This window comes from Sciscionella sediminilitoris (assembly GCF_000737195.2).
GTDB classification, from domain to species: Bacteria; Actinomycetota; Actinomycetes; order Mycobacteriales; family Pseudonocardiaceae; genus Sciscionella; species Sciscionella sediminilitoris.
Genome location: NZ_JALM01000036.1, coordinates 119,628 through 137,214, shown reverse-complemented (window position 1 = coordinate 137,214; position 17,587 = coordinate 119,628). Strand labels below are relative to the sequence as shown.

Here is a 17,587-nt window from a genome sequence, read left to right as displayed (position 1 = left end):
CACATGGCGCGGGGGACGATGTCGATCTCCCACACCGCCTACGAGGTGCTGTGGGAACGAGCCGAACTGGGCGCGATGCCGGCCTCGATCGCGATCCACTATCCACTGCGCACCCTTGCCAACGGCGCAACCCTCGCCCGTGAGGCCTTCACCGAACTCGCCGCGAGCGGCCTCGCCGAGGACACCGAACCGCATCCCGAACTCATCGCCGCCCTGCGCCGGCTCGCCCGCGCACCGCGGCGGTACGCACTCATGATCATCACCAGGGACCATCCGCACGGCGAAGGCTCCCTGCTCGCGATCGATGATCCCGCTGCTGTCCTCGCCACCCTCGACGAGGAACACCTGCACATCCGGTCCCTGTCCATCGACATAGCGATCCCGACACTGCTCGCCGAGCTACCGGCAGCACCGCCGGGGCAGGGAAAATCCCTGGTCTTCCACGAGGACGAACTCAGCGCAGACGGGCACGTCCAGCCGCGAGGCGAGCAGGACAGCATCCTCGTGCCGCCGAACACCGTGGCCACCCAAGCGGACAGCTACCTCCACCTCATGCGAAGACCACGACGCCGACTCAGTTACCTATACCGACCGGTAAGGCAACCGATCGTGATCGTCGACCTCGAATCCCGAGGACGCTGGCTCGTGCACAACGACAACGGCTGGATAACGACCGCGCCCGGAACCGATGGGAACCTCACTGACCTGCTGTGCGTCCGACCGGAGGACACGCACTGAGCACCGCCTGCACCGCCCAGAACGCGTTGTCCGAGAGTAACCACGGCGCTAATATGCATATGTTCGATACAAGCGAGGGGAACAGGGATGGCCGACGAGGACGGGCACCGACTAGGCGGGGCGGACCCGAAGCCGCAAGCGCAACAGGCACCACCAGCGCAGCAGCCAGGTGGCGCTCCGCCACCGCATGCCTCCGGCAAGAAGCTCTACGTGGACCCGGCCGAGGCGGGGCAGGCACTGTCGTACCTGGACCAGGCGATCGAGAAACTCCAGGAGTCCTACCGCAAGAGCATCAATTTCCAAAGAATCCAGAAGCCCGGTAACGAGAATCCCAGCGATGGCTTCTCCCAGGTCGCCAAGAACGTTGGCTTACAGAAGCGCGACGAGATCCTGCAGGACATCAACGGTCTTCGCGCCATGTACCAGGAGTTGAAGGCAACCTTGGACAATCACCACGAGACCGAGCACGCCAACGCGGACAACCTTCGTAGGATGCAGCGATGACGGCACGACTTCGCACGGCGGCCGCCGGGGTATCCCTCGCGGCCATCGCACTCTTCGCGACCAGCTGCAGCAGCGCCACCGCCGGTAAACCGGGAGCGGATGGCTCATCGCCGCCCTCGTCCGGCAACGGCGGGCAGGCGACGCTGCCGCACGACGGAGCCCCCAAGGTCCCGAACCCAGTCGATGTCTCAAAGTTCAAGTCCGCCCCCTGCAACGTTCTCACCGCGAGCCAACTACAAACCCTGGGCGTGCAGGGACGAACCAAGTCCGAGCCACACGGGTCCACCGGACCACAATGCACCTGGGGCAATGGCGGCGCCGAAGGCGTGCAGGTCAATCTCACGTTCATACCCAATTCCGGTGGCCTCAGCGACTTGTACAACATGAGCAAGAAAAAGGGCTACTACTCCCGGTTCGAGCCACAGTCACCAGTCAATGGTTTCCCGTCAGTCTTGATAGAAGACGACAAAACGCAAGTGTCGAGTGGATCCTGCAGCTATGCACTCGGCATGAACGACCATGATGCAGTCAATGTGTTGATTCAGGAACCGCCGGGTGGCAATCCCTGTGACGACACCAAGCAGGTAGCACTGAGTGCCACAAAGACGATGAAGAATGGGGGTTCGTGACATGGCTGGTGAGAAACCGGAGGCTCCGGTCAACACGAATATCGATACTGGGATTCGTCAGGACGCGACCGGCGGCGACATCTTCAATCAGATGCGGAAGAACGTCAACGGACCAGGCTCCCTGCATGACGCCGCGCGCACCGCCAAGGAGATAGCAGACGGCCACGACGAGGTTCTCGACCTCCTGAAGAAGTATCAGAACGCGATCGCGTCGGGTGTCCGAGGCGACGGTGGCGACGCCGCACACAAAGCAGCGCAGCCGTTCATCGACCGCGTGAACTCGCGGCAAAGCGATATGTCGACCTACAACATCATGACGGACCAACAGGGCGAGGGGTTCAAGACCTATTCCGGCCAGCTCGAGGAAATGCCGGAGAAGCCGCCTGGGTTCTGGGACAAGGCGGGCGGCACACTCGCGTTCTGGAAGGACTCGGATCCCTGGAACGACGGGGATTCGTGGAACAAGGCGAATTCGCTGAACAAGCTGACGTTCCAGAGTTACGGTTCGCAGAGTCAGTCGCTGGCCGGGGCGATGCCGGGTCAGGGCCAGCCTCCGGTGGACACGTTCGCGAATCTGGAGATCTACAACCCGAATCGCACGCCGGGCGGCGGGCACAACGGCGGGGTGGATCCGGGCACGGGCGGCCCGGGTGGCGGGCACAACGGCGGCCAGGGCTACTCGACGAACCCGACTCCGGGAGCACCACCTCCGTCCGGCGGTCATGTTCCTTCGGGACACAGTCCTTCGCTCCCGGGCGGCTCGGGTGGCGGCCCGAACGGACCCGGTGGTCCGGGCTCGATCCCGCCCGATGTTCCGCCGATCGGCAGTGGTGACCCGCGTGTGCCGCTGCCGGGTCAGACGGACACGTCCAGCGGTGGCGATTCGGGACTCGGCAATTCGTGGAACTCGAGTCTTCCGGGCTACGGCTCGAATTCGCGCTCCGGCAGTGGTTCGGACCTCGGCGGGCTCGGCGCGCTCGGCGGCGCCGGAATGGGTGCCGGTATGGGCGCGGGCATGGGCGGCGATTCGACGCGCGGCGGCTCGGGTGGCGGTCTCGGCCGCGGCGGTATGTCCGGCGCGGGCCCGCGTTCGGGTGCCGCTTCCGGTGGCGCGCTCGGCGAGGAGGGCGCGGCCGGTGGCCGTGGTGCCGGTGCGGGCGCCGGACGTGGCGGCGCAGGAGGCGGTGCACCGTTGGGCGGCCGTGGCGGCAACAAGAAGGAGGACGAGGAGCACGAGACTCCCTCGTACCTGATCACCGAGGAACACGGCGACGAGATCGTCGGGGATCTGCCACCGACGGCGCCACCGGTAATCGGCGGCTGATGTGCTCAGAGGACCTGTTTCCCTCTCCCATGCGGCTTATGAGGTGCTCTGGGAGCGGGCGAGTCTCGGCGTGATGCCGACCTCGATCGCGATCCACTATCCGCTGCGCACCATGGACAACGGTGCGGCACTGGCCAGGCAGGCGTTCGCGGAGCTCAACCAGGCGGGCCTGGCCAAGGGCGACCAGGTGCACCCGGACCTGGAGGACACGCTGCGCAGGCTGGCGCGGTTGCGGCAGCGCTACGCGGCGATGATCATCACTCCGGATCACCCGCACGGCGAGGGCACGCTGGTGGCGCTCGACGGTGAGCAGGCGATCCTCGCCACCCTGGACGACCGCCTGCTGCACCTGGCCCCGATCCCCGCGGCACAGGCGATTCCCGCGCTGCTGAGCCGGATTCCGCGCTATACCCCGGGGAACGGGAAGTCGCTGACCTTCCGCGAGGACGAGCTCACCGAGGAGGGACGCAGGGCGGCACGGCAGTCCTCCTCCGAGGGCAGCATCATGGTTTCGGCGAATGTGACCGCGACGGACGCGGACCGCTATGTCGAGCTGATGAGCAAGCCGCGGATCGGGGTCATCTACCTGTACCCGCCCGCCGGGAACCCCGTGGTGGTCGTGGACTTCGAGCAGGAGGGGCGCTGGTTCGTGGTGAACAAGGACGGCTGGGTCAGCAGCGCGCCCGGCACGGACGCGATGCTGGCCGAGCACCTGCGCGGATAGTCCGCTCTATCCGAAGCGACCGGAGATGTAGTCCTCGGTCGCCTGCTCGCCGGGGTTGGAGAAGATCTTCTCGGTGTCATCGATCTCGATGAGTTTGCCAGGCTGGCCGACCCCGGCCAGGTTGAAGAAGGCCGTCTGATCGGACACCCGCGCCGCCTGCTGCATGTTGTGCGTGACGATGACGATCGTGTACTCCTTCTTCAGCTCGGCGATGAGGTCCTCGATCGCGAGGGTGGAGATGGGGTCGAGCGCGGAGCACGGTTCGTCCATGAGCAGCACGGCGGGCTGCACGGCGATGGCCCGCGCGATGCACAACCGCTGCTGCTGACCACCGGAGAGGCTGCCACCCGGTTTGTTGAGCCGATCCGAGACCTCGTTCCACAGGTTCGCCCCGCGCAGCGCCCGCTCGGCCACTTCGTCGAGCCGCGATTTGTCCCGCACCCCGGCCAGGCGCAGCCCGGCGATTACGTTGTCCTTGATGGACATCGTGGGGAACGGGTTCGGCCGCTGGAACACCATCCCGATGGTGCGCCGCACATCCACCGGATCCACGCCGCCCGCGTAGATGTCCTCGCCGTCGAGCAGCACCTCGCCTTCGACGCGTGCGCCCGGCGTGACCTCGTGCATCCGGTTCAGCGTGCGCAGTACGGTGGATTTGCCGCAGCCGGACGGGCCGATGAACGCCGTGACATTGCGCGGTGGCACGGCGAGGGTCACATCCGCGACGGCCTGGAATTTGCCGTAGTAGATGTTCAGGTCCTTGGCATCAAGTCGTTTCGCCATCGCAGTGCCCTTATTTCGTCTTGATCGCGGAGAACCGGGAGATCACGGTGGCGATCAGATTGAACAGCATGACAAGCAGGATCAGGGTGAGCGCGGCACCCCAGATCCGCAGTTGCCCGGCCTCGGTCGGATTGGTGAACTGGTTGTAGATGAACAACGGCAGCGAGGTCATATTGCCGTCGAAGATGTTGAAATTGATCGACTGGCTGTACCCGACGAGCACGAGCACCGGAGCGGTCTCACCGAGCACCCTGGCCAGCGCGAGCATCGAGCCGGTGACGATCCCGGAAAGCGCGGTGGGCAGTACGACCCGCACGATCGTCTTCCATTTCGGAATACCGAGCGCATAGGAGGCCTCGCGCAATTCCTGGGGAACGAGCCGGAGCATTTCCTCGGTGGACCGCACCACGACCGGGAGCATCAGCAGCACGAGCGCGAGGGAGACCGCGAACGCGGACTGTTCCAGGCCAAAGGTGGAAATCCACAGTGCGAAGATGAACAACGCGGCCACGATGGAGGGCACCCCGGAAAGAATGTCCACCATGAACGTGGTCAGCCGGGCGAGCCAGCCGCGGCCGTACTCCACCAGATAAATGGCGGCGAGGATGCCGATCGGCACCGCGATCACCGCGCACACCAGCGCCTGGGCCAGTGATCCGTACAGCGCGTGGTAGATCCCGCCGGCGAACTGGTCCGGGAGCACGCCCTTGAGCGAGTGCGTGAACCAGTCCGGGGAGACGAGCGCGCGCCAGCCCTTGACCACCACGGTGGCCAGCAGCCACACCAGCGGCACGAGCGCGATCAGGAAAGCGAGGCTGACCAGCACCGTCGCCAGGTGGTTGCGCGCCTTACGGCCGGTGGAGAGGTGATGGAAGACCGGTGGCCGCGCGGGTCGCTCCAGCTCGGTCACGCTCATGACTTCTCCTTCTTCGGCTTGGCGATCGAGCGCGCGATCGCGTTCACCACGAACGTCAGCAGGAACAGCACCAGCCCGGCCGCGATGAACGCGCCCGTCGGCAGCGGTTCGGAGAACTCCGATGCGGCCGAGGCGATCTTCGAGGCGAAGGTGGAACCGCCGTCGAAGAAGCTGAACCCGGACGGCGAGGTCGCGGTGTGCAGGATCATCAGCACCGCGATCGTCTCACCGAGCGCGCGGCCGAGCCCGAGCATCGAGGCGGCGATGAACCCGCTCTTCCCGAACGGCAGCACCGTGGTGCGCACCATCTCCCATTTCGTCGCCCCGAGCGCGAGGGCGCCCTCGATCTGGTTGACCGGGGTCTGCCGGAACACCTCGCGGGTGACCGAGGTGATGATCGGCAGCAGCATCACCGCAAGCACCACGCCCGCGGTGAAGATGTTCCCGCCACCGGCGAGCGAGACGTTCCCATCGGAGAACAGCGGGAACCAGCCGAGCCCGGCGTTCAGCGCGCGCTGCACCGGTTCGATCGCGGGGCCGAGCACCAGCACGCCCCACAGGCCGAACACCACCGAGGGCACCGCGGCGAGCAGGTCCACGAGATAGCCGAAACCCCGCGCGAGCGAGCGCGGGGCGTACTGGGTGAGGAAAAGCGCGATACCGAGCGAGATCGGCATCGCGAGCACCAGGGCGAGCAGCGAGGACAGCACCGTGACCACGAGCATGTCCCGGATGCCGAAGGCGAGCTTGCCGCCCGTGGTGTCGAACCGCCAGTCGGTGAGGAAGTTCGTCGAATCGGCCAGCAGCGAGGGCACTGCCTTGATCAGCAGGAAGAACCCGATCAGCACGATGGCCACGACGATCACGAGACCGGATGTCGTTGTCAGGTACCGGAAAACCCGGTCCCCGACCCGTTTCGGCCGCTCGCCGCCTTCTTGTTCCTGCTCGCCCATGCCGCCCATCATGCTGCCCGTCTCCCGCTCCTGACCAGCAGGGCGGGAGACGGCCTCATCGCGCATCGTCACTGGATAGCGTTGATCGAGGCAAGCAGCTTGTCCGAGAACTGCTTGGGCAGCTTCACGTAACCGTTCTGGTCGAGCCCTTCCTGGCCACCCTGCGCGGCGACCGAGAGGAAGGCCTTGACCGCCTTACCGGTGTCCGCGTCCGGGTACTTGGAGCAGGCGATCTCGTAGGTGGCCAGCATCAGCGGGTAGGCGCCCGCGGTCTTGGTCCCGTAGATCGAGTCGAGGTTCAGCTCGAGGTCCTTGCTGTTCTCGTCCTTGAACTTCGCCGCATCGACGGCCTTCGCCGCGGATGCCGCGTTCAGCTCCACCGGCTGCCCGCCACCGGAGTTGACGATCTTGGCCACGTTGAGCTTCTGGGCCTGGGCGAAGGACCACTCGTTGTAGGTGATGCCGCCCTTGGCGTTCTTCAGCGCCTGCGAGGTGCCGTCATTGCCCTTGGCGCCCTCACCGGTGCCACCGTTGAAGGACTTGCCGGTGCCCTTGTCCCAGCCACCCGCCGTCTTCAGGTACTTCTGGAAGTTGTCGGTGGTCCCGGACTCGTCGCTGCGGAAGATCACGGTGATCTTCTGGTCCGGCAGCTTCTTGCCCGCGTTGAGCTTGGCGATCTCCGGGGCGTTCCACTTGGTGATCTTGCCGGAGAAGATCCCGGCCAGCGTCTTGCCGTCCAGCGCGAGGTCGTTGACGCCGTCGAGCTTGTAGGTGATCGCGATCGGCCCGAACACCATCGGCAGGTTCCACGCCGGGGCACCGCAGCGCTGCTTGGCCTTCTCGATCTCGCCCTTCTCCGCGGAGAGCGCGGAGTCCGAACCGGCGAAGTCGGTCTGCTTGCCGATGAACTCCTTGACGCCCGCGCCGGACCCGTTGCCGTTGTAGTTGATGTCCTGGTCCGAACAGGTCGCCCCGAATGCCTGAGTGAACCGGGACATGGCGTTCGCCTGCGCGGTCGAACCGCTCGCCTTGAGGGTCTTCTTGCCACCGCAGGCCACGTTCGCCGATTTCCCGGCCGCCTGTGCTCCCGCCGCGCCGGAGTTGTTGTCCGAGCCGCAGGCGGCGAGCATGACCGCGCTCGCCGCGACGACCGCGAGCACGGCCGATTGGCGCTTGAGCTTCACCTGATTCCTCCACTGCTGGATCGGGTGCCGCGGTCATCGGCACCGTATGCGACGGACAGTAAGCATCGCCGATGGACACGAACCGGGCTGAAGGTGAACAACCGGTGAATACGTGCCCCGGAGTGGGCTAGCCCACTGGCTCCGTCACAACGCGTAGTCCAGCGCATTCAGTGGGAATACTGCACGTCGACATCCCAGACCCGGAACCCGATCCGCTCGTAGACCCGGACCGCGGCGGGGTTGTCGGATTCGACATAGAGCATCGCTGTGTGTAATCCCCGCTGGCGGAGATGCCGCAATCCGGCGATGGTCAGCGCCCGCCCGAGCCCGCCGCCCTGCGCGCCGGGGTCCACGCCGACCACATAGACCTCGCCGACCGGTTCGCCCGAATCATCGGCGACCACCCGCTCGTGCACCTTCGTCCAGTGGAACCCGATCAGCCGCTCATCCCGCTCGGCGAGGAAGAACCCGGCCGCGTCGAACCAGTCCTCGTTCTCCTCGCGCATCAGGTCCGCGACGCTGAGCTCACCCTGCTCCGGATGCCAGTCGAAGGCGCGCCGGTTCACCTCGATGAGCGCCTGTTCATCGCGACCCGGCACGAAGGTGCGCAACCGGGCCCCATCGGGAAGCACGGGTTCGGGCAGTTCCGCGGCACTCAGATCGAGCCGCATCCGCAGCAGTTCGCGCGCCCTGGTGAACCCGCGATTGCGCGCGATCGCGGCCGCGGCCGGGTGATCGCCGTGCGACCAGACCCGCAACCGGTCGCCGTCCCCGTCCCCCGCGGCGATCCCGGCATCGTCGAGCAAGGCACCGGTCAGCTCCTCGCCGACCCCCGTGTTCCGGTGTTCCGGATGCACGAACAGTTCGGCGACCGCGCGCCCGAACGCGTCCGGGCTACCCTCGAAATACGCGAAGCCGAGCAGTGTGCCGTCCGCGCGTTCGGCGAAGCATTTCCGGCCCGCCCTGATCTCATCGGGAATTCCCGATCCGGTGAGCATCGGCCGCCCGTCCGCGGCATAAATGGCGGCGAGCAGCTCGCGCAGCCGCACGGAACGGGCCTGTGTCAGTTCTGTTTCCCAGCTAATCGGCACAGTGCCACATCTACCGCAAAGTCGGCAGTACCGGGAACCGGGCGCCCTCGGACGCGTTCCTAGTCGCCTGATCGGCCTCCTGTTCGGCCTGCTCGGCATGTTCCCGCCGGGATCCGGCACGCGGCGGGCGCACGAACTTGTAGCCGACGTTGCGCACGGTGCCGATCATCTGCTCGTGCTCGGGGCCCAGCTTCGCGCGCAGCCGCCGCACGTGCACGTCGACGGTCCTGGTGCCACCGAAGAAGTCGTAGCCCCACACCTCCTGGAGCAGTTGGGCCCTGGTGAACACCCGGCCCGCGTGCTGCGCGAGGTATTTGAGCAGTTCGAACTCCTTGTAGGTCAGGTCGAGGATCTTGCCGCGCAACCGTGCCGAATAGGTGTTCTCGTCGATCATCAGCTCGCCGAGCTTGATCAGCCCGCCGTCCGGAGCCTCGGCGGCACCACGGGAACGCACCAGCCGCAGCCGGGCGTCCACCTCGGCGGGCCCCGCGGCGGGCAGCAGGATGTCGTCCACGCCCCATTCGGCGTTCATGGCGACGAGTCCGCCCTCGTTGACGATCGCGATCACCGGCGCCTCGACCCCGCTCGCACTGAGCAGTTTGCACAGGCTCTTGGCCGAGGCGAGATCGGCACGCGCGTCCACGAGCACCGCATCGTGCGGACCGGCCGCGAGCAGCGCGGACACCTCCGGAGCGAGGGTTTTCACCTCGTGCGGGAGCAGTCCGAGCGCGGGCAGCACCGAGTTCGGCTCGGGATCCGAGGTCAACAGCAGTAAATCGATGCTCATATTCGGGCGGCTCCTCGAAGTATGCGCGATACCCGCTGGTATACAGCGGATTAAGCCTGAAACAATAGCGCGAGCAATGGGCAACGGACAGCCCCGCGACGACTAAGGTCACACCAGAGTGCGCACTCGGTAACGGAATCGAAACGGGAGTTCATGGCGACGCAACAGGAACCGAGGCGACGCAGGCGCGGACTCCGCCGGACCGTCATCACCCTGATCGTGGTCATCGCCGTGCTCATCGGCGCGGATTTCGGCTTCGGCTCCTATGTGGAATACCGGGTTTCCAAACTGCTGCGCGCCCAGCTGCACGTGCAGGACGATCCCCGGGTCTCCGTGCACGGATTCCCGTTCACCACCCAAGCACTCGCCGGGGACTACGGCAACATCACCGTGGACGCGAACGATGTCCCGGCCACCCCGACCGTGCGCGACCTCGCCTTCAACATCAACCTGCGCCACGTCCAGGTGCCCATCGGCCAGCTCACATCCGGCAAGGTCGACAAGATCCCCGTGCAGGAGCTCGACGGCAGCGTCAAGGTCAGCGCCGCGGACATCGCGCGGATGCTGCACCTTTCCGACATCAAGCTCGCCAAACAGCCCATCAACGCGGTGCTCGGCAACGCCAGCCCGGTCAGCGAGTCGAACCCCAACCCGGACGCCTTCAACAACGATCCGACCCATCGCGACACCAGGGCCGGGTTCTCCCTCACCGCGAGCACCTCGCTCGCCGGGCAGCGCACCGCGATCACCATCTACGGGATGATCACCCTGCAGGGCGGGCAGATCGTGGCCACCCCGAAGAAGCTCAAGCTCACCAACGCCTTCATCAACAGCTCGCTGCCCGCCTCGATCAGTCACCGGCTGCTCGGCAGGTTCGCCTTCCGGGTGGACCCCGGCACCCTGCCGTTCTCGGTCACCCCGACCAGGGTGGGCGTCACCGAGGACGGCGCCCTCTCGGTGACCGGTAAGGCGCGAGACGTGGTGCTCAACGGCAATCTGGCGCGCTGAGCGGTCGACACCGCTCGAGTTTGCAAGTACTGTGCAAGTATGAGCGCGCCCGAGGTGAATTTCTCCGACCTGTCGAACCGGCCGGTCGATGTTGCTTTCCAGGTGGAGAACTCCGCGAGCCGCTCGGTTCGCATTCGCAGGCGGGGACACGAGACCAAGGATCTCTGGCTGACCACCGCAGATCGGGCGGATCAGGAACACCAGGTGGCCTCCATGACCACCAGGCTGTTCGTCGCGATGATGCAGCACGACGAACAGGCGAGGGCCCTTGTCGTGCAGGTGATCCCGGAGGCATTCCCCTGGGTGCGTTTCCTGGCAACCGAGGATGTGCGCGCATTCGCCCTCGAACTCGTACAGACCCTGCGTGCCGCCGACTCCATCGCGAATCCCGCCCCCGTCACACAACTGGTCGCGGAGTGGCAGCACACCGCCGAGGTCAACGCGGATCCCGAACTACGCGGAATCCTGCGATCCGACGGCGAGGACCACGGCGCCGTCGAGCCGCCCGCTGCGCGGATACATGAGCCCCAAGCGCAATGACCGAGTAGCCCCGCCGCCGACCGCTCAGGAATGGGACATCCGCTACGCGAAAAGCGAAGCGGTCAAGGGATGGGCCGCACTGGAACAGCAAGCGCCCAGCAATATCGCCGAAGCGTGGCGGATCATGCGAACGGCATCACCGGCTCAAGGGCGAACTGGCCAATGGCCTGCACGGCGGTCGTCAACTCCCCCAGTGGCAGTTGGAGGTCACGGGAGCGGGCCGAATCTGGTATCTGCTCGATACGGACAACCGCACCGTGTGGGTGCAGTACGCCTCGACCGGGCACCCGAAACGTACCGAGTGACCAGTCCTGATCGGGCGCGCTCCTTCGTCGGTACGGCGAACCGATCGCCGAGCACGGGAGCAGGCCATGCCCAGTCAGGACGCCACGACTATTCAGGACGTCACACGAACTCAGGACCTCATCGCCGCCGAACGCTTCGAGCTCGCCGAGCTGCTGAGCGGACTCACCGAGCAGCAGTGGGACGCACCCTCGCTGTGCACGGGCTGGCGGGTGCGCGAGGTGGTCGCCCATATGACGCTGGCCTTCCGGCACGGTGAGCACGATTACCCACTGGAAGCACTGTCGAGCCCGGAGGAGGTGAACCGGGCCGCGGACGAGTGGGCCCGCCGGGACGCGGCCCGCCTGACCCCGGCCGGGCTCGTCACCTCGCTGCGGGAGAACGCGCGGCATCCCTGGCGCCCTGGCGGGCTGCTCGAGGGCGCTCTCACCCACGACGTGGTCCACGGCCTGGACATCACGCTCGCGCTCGGCATCGACCGGCGGGTCCCGCTCGACCGGCTGCGCATGGTGCTCGACACGCTCGTCCCGGACCGGTACACGTTCTTCGGCACCGAGCTCAGCGATATCGAACTCCGTGCACAGGACCTAGACTGGCGGTTCGGCAAGGGAAGGCCCTACCGCGCACCGGCCCAGCGGCTGGTGCTGCTGCTCTGCGGGCGGGTACACGCCGGGAACAAACCGGGCGCCCGCACTCGTTGAATAAATTGGAATCATTCCAAAAAACTCTAGGAGTGCGCCAATGACCAGCACGAAACCCATCACCAGCCCGATCGGCCAGGCGGAGACCGAGATCACCGGCGCGTCCCTGCGCAGCGCGCTGCTCGATCTGATCGACCTCAGCCTGTTCGGCAAGCAGGCCCACTGGACCGTGGTCGGCGAACACTTCCGCACCGTGCACCTCCAGCTCGACGAACTGGTGGACACCGCACGCAACTACGCGGACGAGGTCGCCGAGCGCGCAGCCGCGATCGGTGTCCCGGTCGACGGACGCGCGCAGACCGTGGCCACCGGCTCCGGGGTCGAGAACATCGATGCGGACTGGCATCAGGACCGCGCGGTCATCGAGGCCGTCGTGGCCGCGCTGACCAGCGTCATCGATCGGATGCGGGCCCGGATCGAGGAGACCGAGAAAAGCGATCCGGTCACCCAGGACCTGTTCATCGAGATCGCGCGGGAACTGGAGAAGGCCCGCTGGATGTGGCAGGCCCAGCTGGCGAGCTGAACCCCATCGGGTGATGCACGGGGAATAGCCGCGCCCGGCAGGACGTTCGCCATGCCCATGACGGGTGTGTGGGTCCTGCTCGGCGCGGTGGTCCTCGCCGTGCTCGCCGGTGCGCTGCTGCGGGCACGCTCGGGAAAGGTCCGCGCGGCGCGCACCGCGACGGTTCCCGAAGCGGTGCGCGAACTGCTCGACGAGACCGGGGTGACCCTGGTCCAGATCTCCACCGAATTCTGCGCGGACTGCCGCAGGGCCCGCAGCACGCTCGAGCGGTTCGCCGAGGAGAACGACTCGGTCCGGCATGTGGAACTGGACGTCACCGATCGCCCCGAACTCGCCACCGCGCTGCGGGTGACGAGCACCCCGACCACGCTCGCCGTGGATCCGCGCGGGGCCGAGTTGTTCCGGTTCAGCGGGCTGCCAGTGCCGGAAACCCTGCGGGAGCAGTGCGCCCGGCAGTTCGCATGAGCAACCATCTCAGCTTCTGGACACACTGCCCGTATCCGGCCGATCTCCCCTAGCCTTGTCCTCATGCACAGGCACCTGACCCGGCGACGCGTGGTGGACTACCGCCGCGTGGCATCCAGCTTGTGTCGTTGACTCGACCTATTCGTCCCTGTTCGAGTCAGGCTTGTAGGAGGCTGGGGTGTCGGAGAAGACAGCCACGCGTGAGCAGCCCGTAGACGTGCGCGGGCCGCGGTTCGCCGCGTGGGTGACGACCGTGGTGCTCGCTGTCGTGCTCCTGACCCAGTGGTGGTGGCTGCTCGCCGCGCAGCTGCTGATCTTCGCGATCGGCGGTTTCGTCGGTCTCCGCTACAGCCCCTATTCCTGGGTGTTCCGCACCCTGGTCGCTCCCCGGCTCTCCCCGCCGACGGAACGGGAACCGACTCCGCCGCTGCGGTTCGCGCAGTCGGTCGGGTTCGTGTTCGCCGCGGTCGGCCTCGCCGGATTCCTCACCGGACTGAATTGGCTCGGATTGGTCGCGACGGCGCTGGCGCTGATCGCCGCACTGCTCAACGCGGCGTTCGGTTTCTGTCTCGGCTGCCGGATGTACCTGTTGTTGCACCGGATATCTCCTTCCCACTGAGGCCTGCAAGGCCCTGTTCAACGCAAGAGAGCGAGAATTTTCGATGAGCCGTGAAGACGTTCTTGTCTCGACCGAATGGGCCGAGAACAACCTCCAGGCCACCGGGGTGGTGTTCGCCGAGGTCGACGAGGACACCACTGCCTACGACGGCGGGCACATTCCCGGTGCGGTCAAGATCGACTGGAAGACCGAACTGCAGGACCCGGTCCGGCGTGACTTCGTGGACCAGGACGGATTCGAAAAGCTGTTGTCCGCCAAGGGAATCAGCAATGACGACCTGGTGATCCTGTACGGCGGCAACAACAACTGGTTCGCCGCCTACGCGTACTGGTACTTCAAGCTGTACGGGCACGACAACGTCAAGCTGCTCGACGGCGGGCGCAAGAAGTGGGAGCTCGACGGGCGTGCGCTGGACAAGGGCGAGGTGAACCGCCCGGCGACGCAGTACAAGGCGGCCACCCCGGACACCTCGATCCGCGCGTTCCGCGATGAGGTCGTCGAGGCGATCAACACCAAGAACCTCGTGGATGTGCGTTCCCCGGACGAGTTCAGCGGAAAGCTGCTCGCCCCCGCGCACCTTCCGCAGGAGGCCGCCCAGCGTGCGGGCCACATCCCGAGCGCGCTCAACGTTCCGTGGGCCAAGGCCGCGAACGAGGACGGCACCTTCAAGTCCGATGACGAACTGCGCGAGCTGTACAAGACCGAGGGGCTGGACGAGTCCAAGCCGACGATCGCCTACTGCCGCATCGGTGAGCGCTCCTCGCACACCTGGTTCGCGCTGCACGAGCTGCTCGGGCTCGCGGATGTGAAGAACTACGACGGGTCGTGGACGGAATACGGCTCGCTCGTCGGTGTACCCATCGAGACGGGAGACGGAAAATGAGTGACGGCTGCGGCGCGCCCGTGCAGACGGCTACCCCCGCCGATATCGACACGAACGGTCAGGTCGTGCTCGCCGGCAAGACGGTCGGCGGCGCCTACGTCCGGCTGCTCAATGCCGACGGCGAATTCGCGGGCGAGGTGCAGGCCTCCGCGGACGGCGACTTCCGGTTCTACGCCGCGCCGGGCACCTGGACGGTGCGCGCGCTGCACCGCACCGGGAACGGCGAGGCCTCGGTGACCGCGCAGGGCCCTGGGCTGCACCAGGTCCCGATCGCGGTCGGCTGAGCCACCGAGCATTTCCCCCGGCCCCCATCGGCGCGGTCATTCCGCCGATGGGGGCTTTTCCTGTGCCGCATCCGCGCCTTCCCTGCCCAGCAAGGTGTCCGTCCACTGCCGCAGCACCGAGCAGTGCGCGATCGGGTCCTGCCGCGTGCACCCGCGAATGTGCGCCAGATACTCGCGCGCCTTGCGCAGCCGCTCGTATTGGGCGTCCACCTCGGCGATCCGCGCGTCGATGGTGTCCCGCCAGGTACCCGGGGAACTCGGGGACAGCAAGGCATCGAGATCGTCCAGGGTCAGCATTCCGCTCTGCTGCAACAGTTTCACCGCGGCGAGCCGGTGCTGCGCGTCCGCGTCGTAATAGCGGACCCCACCGCGCCGCGAGCTCGCCGCGACCAGCCCGCGCTCCTCCCAGTAGCGCACCGTGGAGGTCGGCACCTCCAGCAGTCGCGCGATCGCACCGATCGGAAGGCTTGACTTCAAGTCAGCTTGAGGCGACACGCTTCGAGCATGACCGAGACGACCGCGCTGGGCAACAGGCAACAGCTGCGCCGTGCCCCGATTCCCATTCTCATCGCCCTTTTCGGCTCCAGCTTCATCGTGCTGCTGGACACCAGCATCGTCGTGCTCGCCGCTCCCGCGATCCGCGCGGATCTGCACATGACGGTCTCCGGCGCCTCCTGGGTCATCGACGCGTTCACCCTCGTGCTGTGCGCGGCGACCATCACCGGCGGGCTGCTCACCGACCGGTTCGGCCGGTTGCGGGTGTTCGGCTACGGGGTCGCCCTGTTCACCCTCGGATCCGTGGTGTGCGCGCTCGCCGGAACGGTCGGAGTGCTGCTGCTTGGCAGGGTGCTGCAGGGCCTCGGCGGCTGTATCACCGTCCCCGGGGCGCTGGCGCTGCTCGCCCAGCTCTACCCGGATCCCGTGCGACGCGCGAAAATGATCGGCTGGATGGCTCTTTCCACCAGCGTCGCGCTCGCGCTCGGGCCCATCCTCGGCGGCATCCTCACCGAACGGTTCGGCTGGCCGGTGAACTTCTGGATCAATGTGCCGATCGGGATCTTCGTGCTCGCGCTGTGCGTGCTCGGCCGCCGCGGTGTCCGGACGATCCGGGAGAACCGTCCGCTCAACCCGCTCACCCAGCTGCTCGCCATGATCTGGCTGTTCGCGCTGACCTTCGCCGTGATCAATGCCGGGCATTCGGGCTGGGCCGATGTTTCCGTGCTCGTCCCGCTCGCGGTCGCCCTCGTGTTCGGCGCGGTGTTCGTGCTCGCCGAGCGCCGTTCCAGCCATCCCATGCTCCCCGTGTCGTTGTTCGGTGAACCGGTCTTCCGCTCCGCGGTCATCGCCGGTTTCGGTCAGGGCTTCGCCGCCAACAGCCCGTTTTTCATCCTGTCGCTGTACCTGCAGCAGGGCCGCGGGCTCTCCGCGATCCTCGCCGGGGTGCAGTTCCTGCCCTATGTGCTCGCGGTCGGCGCGGGCAATGTGCTCGTCGGCAGGCTGACCGCGCGGTTCGGGGCCGCGCGGCTGCTCGTGCTCGGGTACCTGGTCAATGCCGGCGCGCTGGTCGGCCTGCTCACCGTGGACGCGCACACGGAGACCGTGCTGCTGAGCCTGTTGTTCGTGCTGCTCGGCATCGGCAACGGGCTCTCCATCGGGCCGGTCAACATCCTCGCGGTCAGCGTCGCCGGGCAGCGGCAGGCCGGTGCGGCCGCGGCCACGGTGAACGTCAGCAGGCAGTTCGGCATCACGCTCGGCATCGCCACCCTCGGCGCCCTCGCCACCGGAGCCGGTTCGCTCATCAGCGGCATGCATCTCGGCATGCTGCTCGCCGCGGTGCTCTGCGCGCTCATCGCGACGATCACCCTGATCCTCAACCGCAAGGGTCTGTTTCAACCGGCGTAGCCGCTTCACCACCCACGCAACCGGCACCGCGGCGGGCTCTCGGGCGTCTCCTCGCGAGGAAAGCGCCGCCGTGGTGACCGTGTTGGTTTCTCGGGACCAATCCATGAGAAGGCCATCCCGGAGCGAGGTGGCGCCTGAGGTTCCGCCACCCGCGCCGCCACGCAAACCAATCCGCGACAACTCCTAATTCCAGCAGGGCTGGATGGGTTTGAGGTCGGGCGCCAGTTCCAGCGCGCACGCCTGCCAGGTGCGCGCCTGGGTGTAGGCGATCATCGCCTCGTCGAAGCCGAGCAACGGCGGCTCCAGGATGTAGAGCTGCTGCACCCGCGCCATCATCTGCCGCGCCGCCTCCGCGATGTCCTGTTGCCCGGCGAGCAGTTCGGCTGCGGCGCGGCGCACCTGCGCGCGGGTGTCCCGCAACTGATCGAACGGCTGCTCCCGCGCCTCGCGCATCAACCGCGCATGACATTCCTCGGAGCGCGCGTACCTGCGCCAGCGCGCGGCGACCTCTGCCCTGTCGATGTGCACCCTGCGCGCCTGCTGCACGCTCTCGTCCTCGTCGAGCTGCGGATCCCCGGTGTTCTCCGGTTTCGGTTCCACCACGTTGTGTCCCGTTCTGCCACGCACTCTCCACGGAGAGGTGACTTCTCTTGCGAACCACCGACCGATCGGTGGTATAGATCTATAGGCGACAGCAACTATATGGGGGCGGTTGGCGGACACGCC

At 66.7% G+C, this 17,587-nt stretch carries 22 protein-coding genes; 14 read left to right on the top strand and 8 right to left on the bottom strand.

The annotated features are described in order from the left end of the window. The first annotated feature begins 3 nt into the window (after window positions 1-3). The 5 genes from AD72_RS17130 (at window position 4) to AD72_RS17115 (ending at window position 3,919) form a co-directional block, all read left to right on the top strand. Window positions 4-738, top strand: a complete 735-nt coding sequence (locus AD72_RS17130) for an ESX secretion-associated protein EspG (protein WP_231644873.1) — start codon at window positions 4-6, stop codon at window positions 736-738. A gap of 87 nt (window positions 739-825) precedes the next feature. Continuing rightward, complete coding sequence (locus AD72_RS17125; protein WP_031467526.1) at window positions 826-1,242, top strand: hypothetical protein; 417 nt, start codon at window positions 826-828, stop codon at window positions 1,240-1,242. Further along, window positions 1,239-1,871: a DUF3558 domain-containing protein gene (locus tag AD72_RS35685; protein ID WP_082468990.1), complete on the top strand. Its 633-nt coding sequence runs from the start codon at window positions 1,239-1,241 to the stop codon at window positions 1,869-1,871. Before AD72_RS17125 ends, AD72_RS35685 begins: the two co-directional genes overlap by 4 nt. Window position 1,872: 1 nt before the next feature. Next, window positions 1,873-3,195 carry a hypothetical protein gene (locus tag AD72_RS17120; protein WP_051898707.1) on the top strand — a complete coding sequence of 441 codons (1,323 nt, stop codon included), beginning with the start codon at window positions 1,873-1,875 and terminating at the stop codon, window positions 3,193-3,195. A 1-nt stretch (window position 3,196) separates the two neighbouring features. Next, on the top strand, window positions 3,197-3,919 hold the full coding sequence (locus AD72_RS17115) for an ESX secretion-associated protein EspG (RefSeq protein ID WP_255357162.1): 723 nt from the start codon (window positions 3,197-3,199) through the stop codon (window positions 3,917-3,919). Between the two features lie 6 nt (window positions 3,920-3,925). Here AD72_RS17115 and pstB read toward each other — a convergent pair whose 3' ends face one another. The 6 genes from pstB to AD72_RS17085 form a co-directional block, all read right to left on the bottom strand. Then, entirely contained in the window at window positions 3,926-4,702 is a 777-nt protein-coding gene (pstB, locus tag AD72_RS17110; RefSeq protein WP_031467523.1) for a phosphate ABC transporter ATP-binding protein PstB, read from the bottom strand. A 10-nt stretch (window positions 4,703-4,712) separates the two neighbouring features. Beyond that, complete coding sequence (gene pstA, locus AD72_RS17105; protein WP_031467522.1) at window positions 4,713-5,618, bottom strand: phosphate ABC transporter permease PstA; 906 nt, start codon at window positions 5,616-5,618, stop codon at window positions 4,713-4,715. Beyond that, window positions 5,615-6,571: a phosphate ABC transporter permease subunit PstC gene (gene pstC / locus AD72_RS17100; RefSeq protein WP_031467521.1), complete on the bottom strand. Its 957-nt coding sequence runs from the start codon at window positions 6,569-6,571 to the stop codon at window positions 5,615-5,617. Before pstC ends, pstA begins: the two co-directional genes overlap by 4 nt. Window positions 6,572-6,639: 68 nt before the next feature. Further along, window positions 6,640-7,755 carry a phosphate ABC transporter substrate-binding protein PstS gene (pstS, locus tag AD72_RS17095; protein WP_031467520.1) on the bottom strand — a complete coding sequence of 372 codons (1,116 nt, stop codon included), beginning with the start codon at window positions 7,753-7,755 and terminating at the stop codon, window positions 6,640-6,642. Window positions 7,756-7,922: 167 nt separating this feature from the next. Next, window positions 7,923-8,846, bottom strand: a complete 924-nt coding sequence (mshD, locus tag AD72_RS17090; protein ID WP_037346160.1) for a mycothiol synthase — start codon at window positions 8,844-8,846, stop codon at window positions 7,923-7,925. A 10-nt stretch (window positions 8,847-8,856) separates the two neighbouring features. Continuing rightward, the gene (locus AD72_RS17085) at window positions 8,857-9,633 is read right to left on the bottom strand and encodes a winged helix-turn-helix transcriptional regulator (RefSeq protein WP_037346157.1); all 777 of its coding nucleotides are present in this window, start codon (window positions 9,631-9,633) and stop codon (window positions 8,857-8,859) included. A gap of 153 nt (window positions 9,634-9,786) precedes the next feature. Here AD72_RS17085 and AD72_RS17080 point away from each other — a divergent pair, with 153 nt between their 5' ends. From AD72_RS17080 to AD72_RS17045, 8 genes are all read left to right on the top strand, one after another. Next, the gene (locus AD72_RS17080) at window positions 9,787-10,641 is read left to right on the top strand and encodes an LmeA family phospholipid-binding protein (protein ID WP_031467517.1); all 855 of its coding nucleotides are present in this window, start codon (window positions 9,787-9,789) and stop codon (window positions 10,639-10,641) included. 39 nt (window positions 10,642-10,680) lie between these two features. Beyond that, window positions 10,681-11,181 (top strand): hypothetical protein, encoded by a 501-nt coding sequence (locus AD72_RS17075; RefSeq protein ID WP_031467516.1) that lies wholly within the window; start codon window positions 10,681-10,683, stop codon window positions 11,179-11,181. Window positions 11,182-11,552: 371 nt separating this feature from the next. Further along, window positions 11,553-12,185: a maleylpyruvate isomerase family mycothiol-dependent enzyme gene (locus AD72_RS17070; RefSeq protein ID WP_051898706.1), complete on the top strand. Its 633-nt coding sequence runs from the start codon at window positions 11,553-11,555 to the stop codon at window positions 12,183-12,185. A gap of 40 nt (window positions 12,186-12,225) precedes the next feature. Continuing rightward, the gene (locus AD72_RS17065; protein WP_031467514.1) at window positions 12,226-12,708 is read left to right on the top strand and encodes a Dps family protein; all 483 of its coding nucleotides are present in this window, start codon (window positions 12,226-12,228) and stop codon (window positions 12,706-12,708) included. Window positions 12,709-12,765: 57 nt separating this feature from the next. Next, on the top strand, window positions 12,766-13,173 hold the full coding sequence (locus AD72_RS17060) for a thioredoxin family protein (protein ID WP_031467513.1): 408 nt from the start codon (window positions 12,766-12,768) through the stop codon (window positions 13,171-13,173). A gap of 178 nt (window positions 13,174-13,351) precedes the next feature. Then, window positions 13,352-13,792 carry a DUF4395 domain-containing protein gene (locus AD72_RS17055; RefSeq protein WP_031467512.1) on the top strand — a complete coding sequence of 147 codons (441 nt, stop codon included), beginning with the start codon at window positions 13,352-13,354 and terminating at the stop codon, window positions 13,790-13,792. A 43-nt stretch (window positions 13,793-13,835) separates the two neighbouring features. Beyond that, on the top strand, window positions 13,836-14,675 hold the full coding sequence (locus AD72_RS17050) for a sulfurtransferase (RefSeq protein ID WP_031467511.1): 840 nt from the start codon (window positions 13,836-13,838) through the stop codon (window positions 14,673-14,675). Then, complete coding sequence (locus AD72_RS17045) at window positions 14,672-14,959, top strand: DUF1416 domain-containing protein (protein ID WP_020501221.1); 288 nt, start codon at window positions 14,672-14,674, stop codon at window positions 14,957-14,959. Before AD72_RS17050 ends, AD72_RS17045 begins: the two co-directional genes overlap by 4 nt. A gap of 36 nt (window positions 14,960-14,995) precedes the next feature. Here the strand turns inward: AD72_RS17045 and AD72_RS17040 are convergent, their stop codons facing one another. After that, entirely contained in the window at window positions 14,996-15,436 is a 441-nt protein-coding gene (locus AD72_RS17040) for a MerR family transcriptional regulator (protein WP_051898705.1), read from the bottom strand. A gap of 27 nt (window positions 15,437-15,463) precedes the next feature. On the opposite strand from AD72_RS17040, the gene AD72_RS17035 reads away from it, so the two are divergent. Next, complete coding sequence (locus tag AD72_RS17035) at window positions 15,464-16,861, top strand: MFS transporter (protein ID WP_051898704.1); 1,398 nt, start codon at window positions 15,464-15,466, stop codon at window positions 16,859-16,861. A 183-nt stretch (window positions 16,862-17,044) separates the two neighbouring features. Here the strand turns inward: AD72_RS17035 and AD72_RS17030 are convergent, their stop codons facing one another. Next, window positions 17,045-17,464, bottom strand: coding sequence for a hypothetical protein (locus AD72_RS17030; protein WP_156365234.1), 420 nt, complete (start codon window positions 17,462-17,464; stop codon window positions 17,045-17,047). Window positions 17,465-17,587 lie beyond the last annotated feature (123 nt).

What these genes read in the sequence shown, in the direction of transcription:
- AD72_RS17130 (WP_231644873.1), top strand. Translation starts at nt 4, where the DNA reads ATGGCGCGGGGGACGATGTCGATCTCCCACACCGCCTACGAGGTGCTG.
- AD72_RS17125 (WP_031467526.1), top strand. Translation starts at nt 826, where the DNA reads ATGGCCGACGAGGACGGGCACCGACTAGGCGGGGCGGACCCGAAGCCG.
- AD72_RS35685 (WP_082468990.1), top strand. Translation starts at nt 1,239, where the DNA reads ATGACGGCACGACTTCGCACGGCGGCCGCCGGGGTATCCCTCGCGGCC.
- AD72_RS17120 (WP_051898707.1), top strand. Translation starts at nt 1,873, where the DNA reads ATGGCTGGTGAGAAACCGGAGGCTCCGGTCAACACGAATATCGATACT.
- pstB (WP_031467523.1), bottom strand. Translation starts at nt 4,702, where the DNA reads ATGGCGAAACGACTTGATGCCAAGGACCTGAACATCTACTACGGCAAA.
- pstA (WP_031467522.1), bottom strand. Translation starts at nt 5,618, where the DNA reads ATGAGCGTGACCGAGCTGGAGCGACCCGCGCGGCCACCGGTCTTCCAT.
- pstC (WP_031467521.1), bottom strand. Translation starts at nt 6,571, where the DNA reads ATGGGCGAGCAGGAACAAGAAGGCGGCGAGCGGCCGAAACGGGTCGGG.
- AD72_RS17085 (WP_037346157.1), bottom strand. Translation starts at nt 9,633, where the DNA reads ATGAGCATCGATTTACTGCTGTTGACCTCGGATCCCGAGCCGAACTCG.
- AD72_RS17080 (WP_031467517.1), top strand. Translation starts at nt 9,787, where the DNA reads ATGGCGACGCAACAGGAACCGAGGCGACGCAGGCGCGGACTCCGCCGG.
- AD72_RS17075 (WP_031467516.1), top strand. Translation starts at nt 10,681, where the DNA reads ATGAGCGCGCCCGAGGTGAATTTCTCCGACCTGTCGAACCGGCCGGTC.
- AD72_RS17070 (WP_051898706.1), top strand. Translation starts at nt 11,553, where the DNA reads ATGCCCAGTCAGGACGCCACGACTATTCAGGACGTCACACGAACTCAG.
- AD72_RS17065 (WP_031467514.1), top strand. Translation starts at nt 12,226, where the DNA reads ATGACCAGCACGAAACCCATCACCAGCCCGATCGGCCAGGCGGAGACC.
- AD72_RS17060 (WP_031467513.1), top strand. Translation starts at nt 12,766, where the DNA reads ATGACGGGTGTGTGGGTCCTGCTCGGCGCGGTGGTCCTCGCCGTGCTC.
- AD72_RS17050 (WP_031467511.1), top strand. Translation starts at nt 13,836, where the DNA reads ATGAGCCGTGAAGACGTTCTTGTCTCGACCGAATGGGCCGAGAACAAC.
- AD72_RS17045 (WP_020501221.1), top strand. Translation starts at nt 14,672, where the DNA reads ATGAGTGACGGCTGCGGCGCGCCCGTGCAGACGGCTACCCCCGCCGAT.
- AD72_RS17035 (WP_051898704.1), top strand. Translation starts at nt 15,464, where the DNA reads ATGACCGAGACGACCGCGCTGGGCAACAGGCAACAGCTGCGCCGTGCC.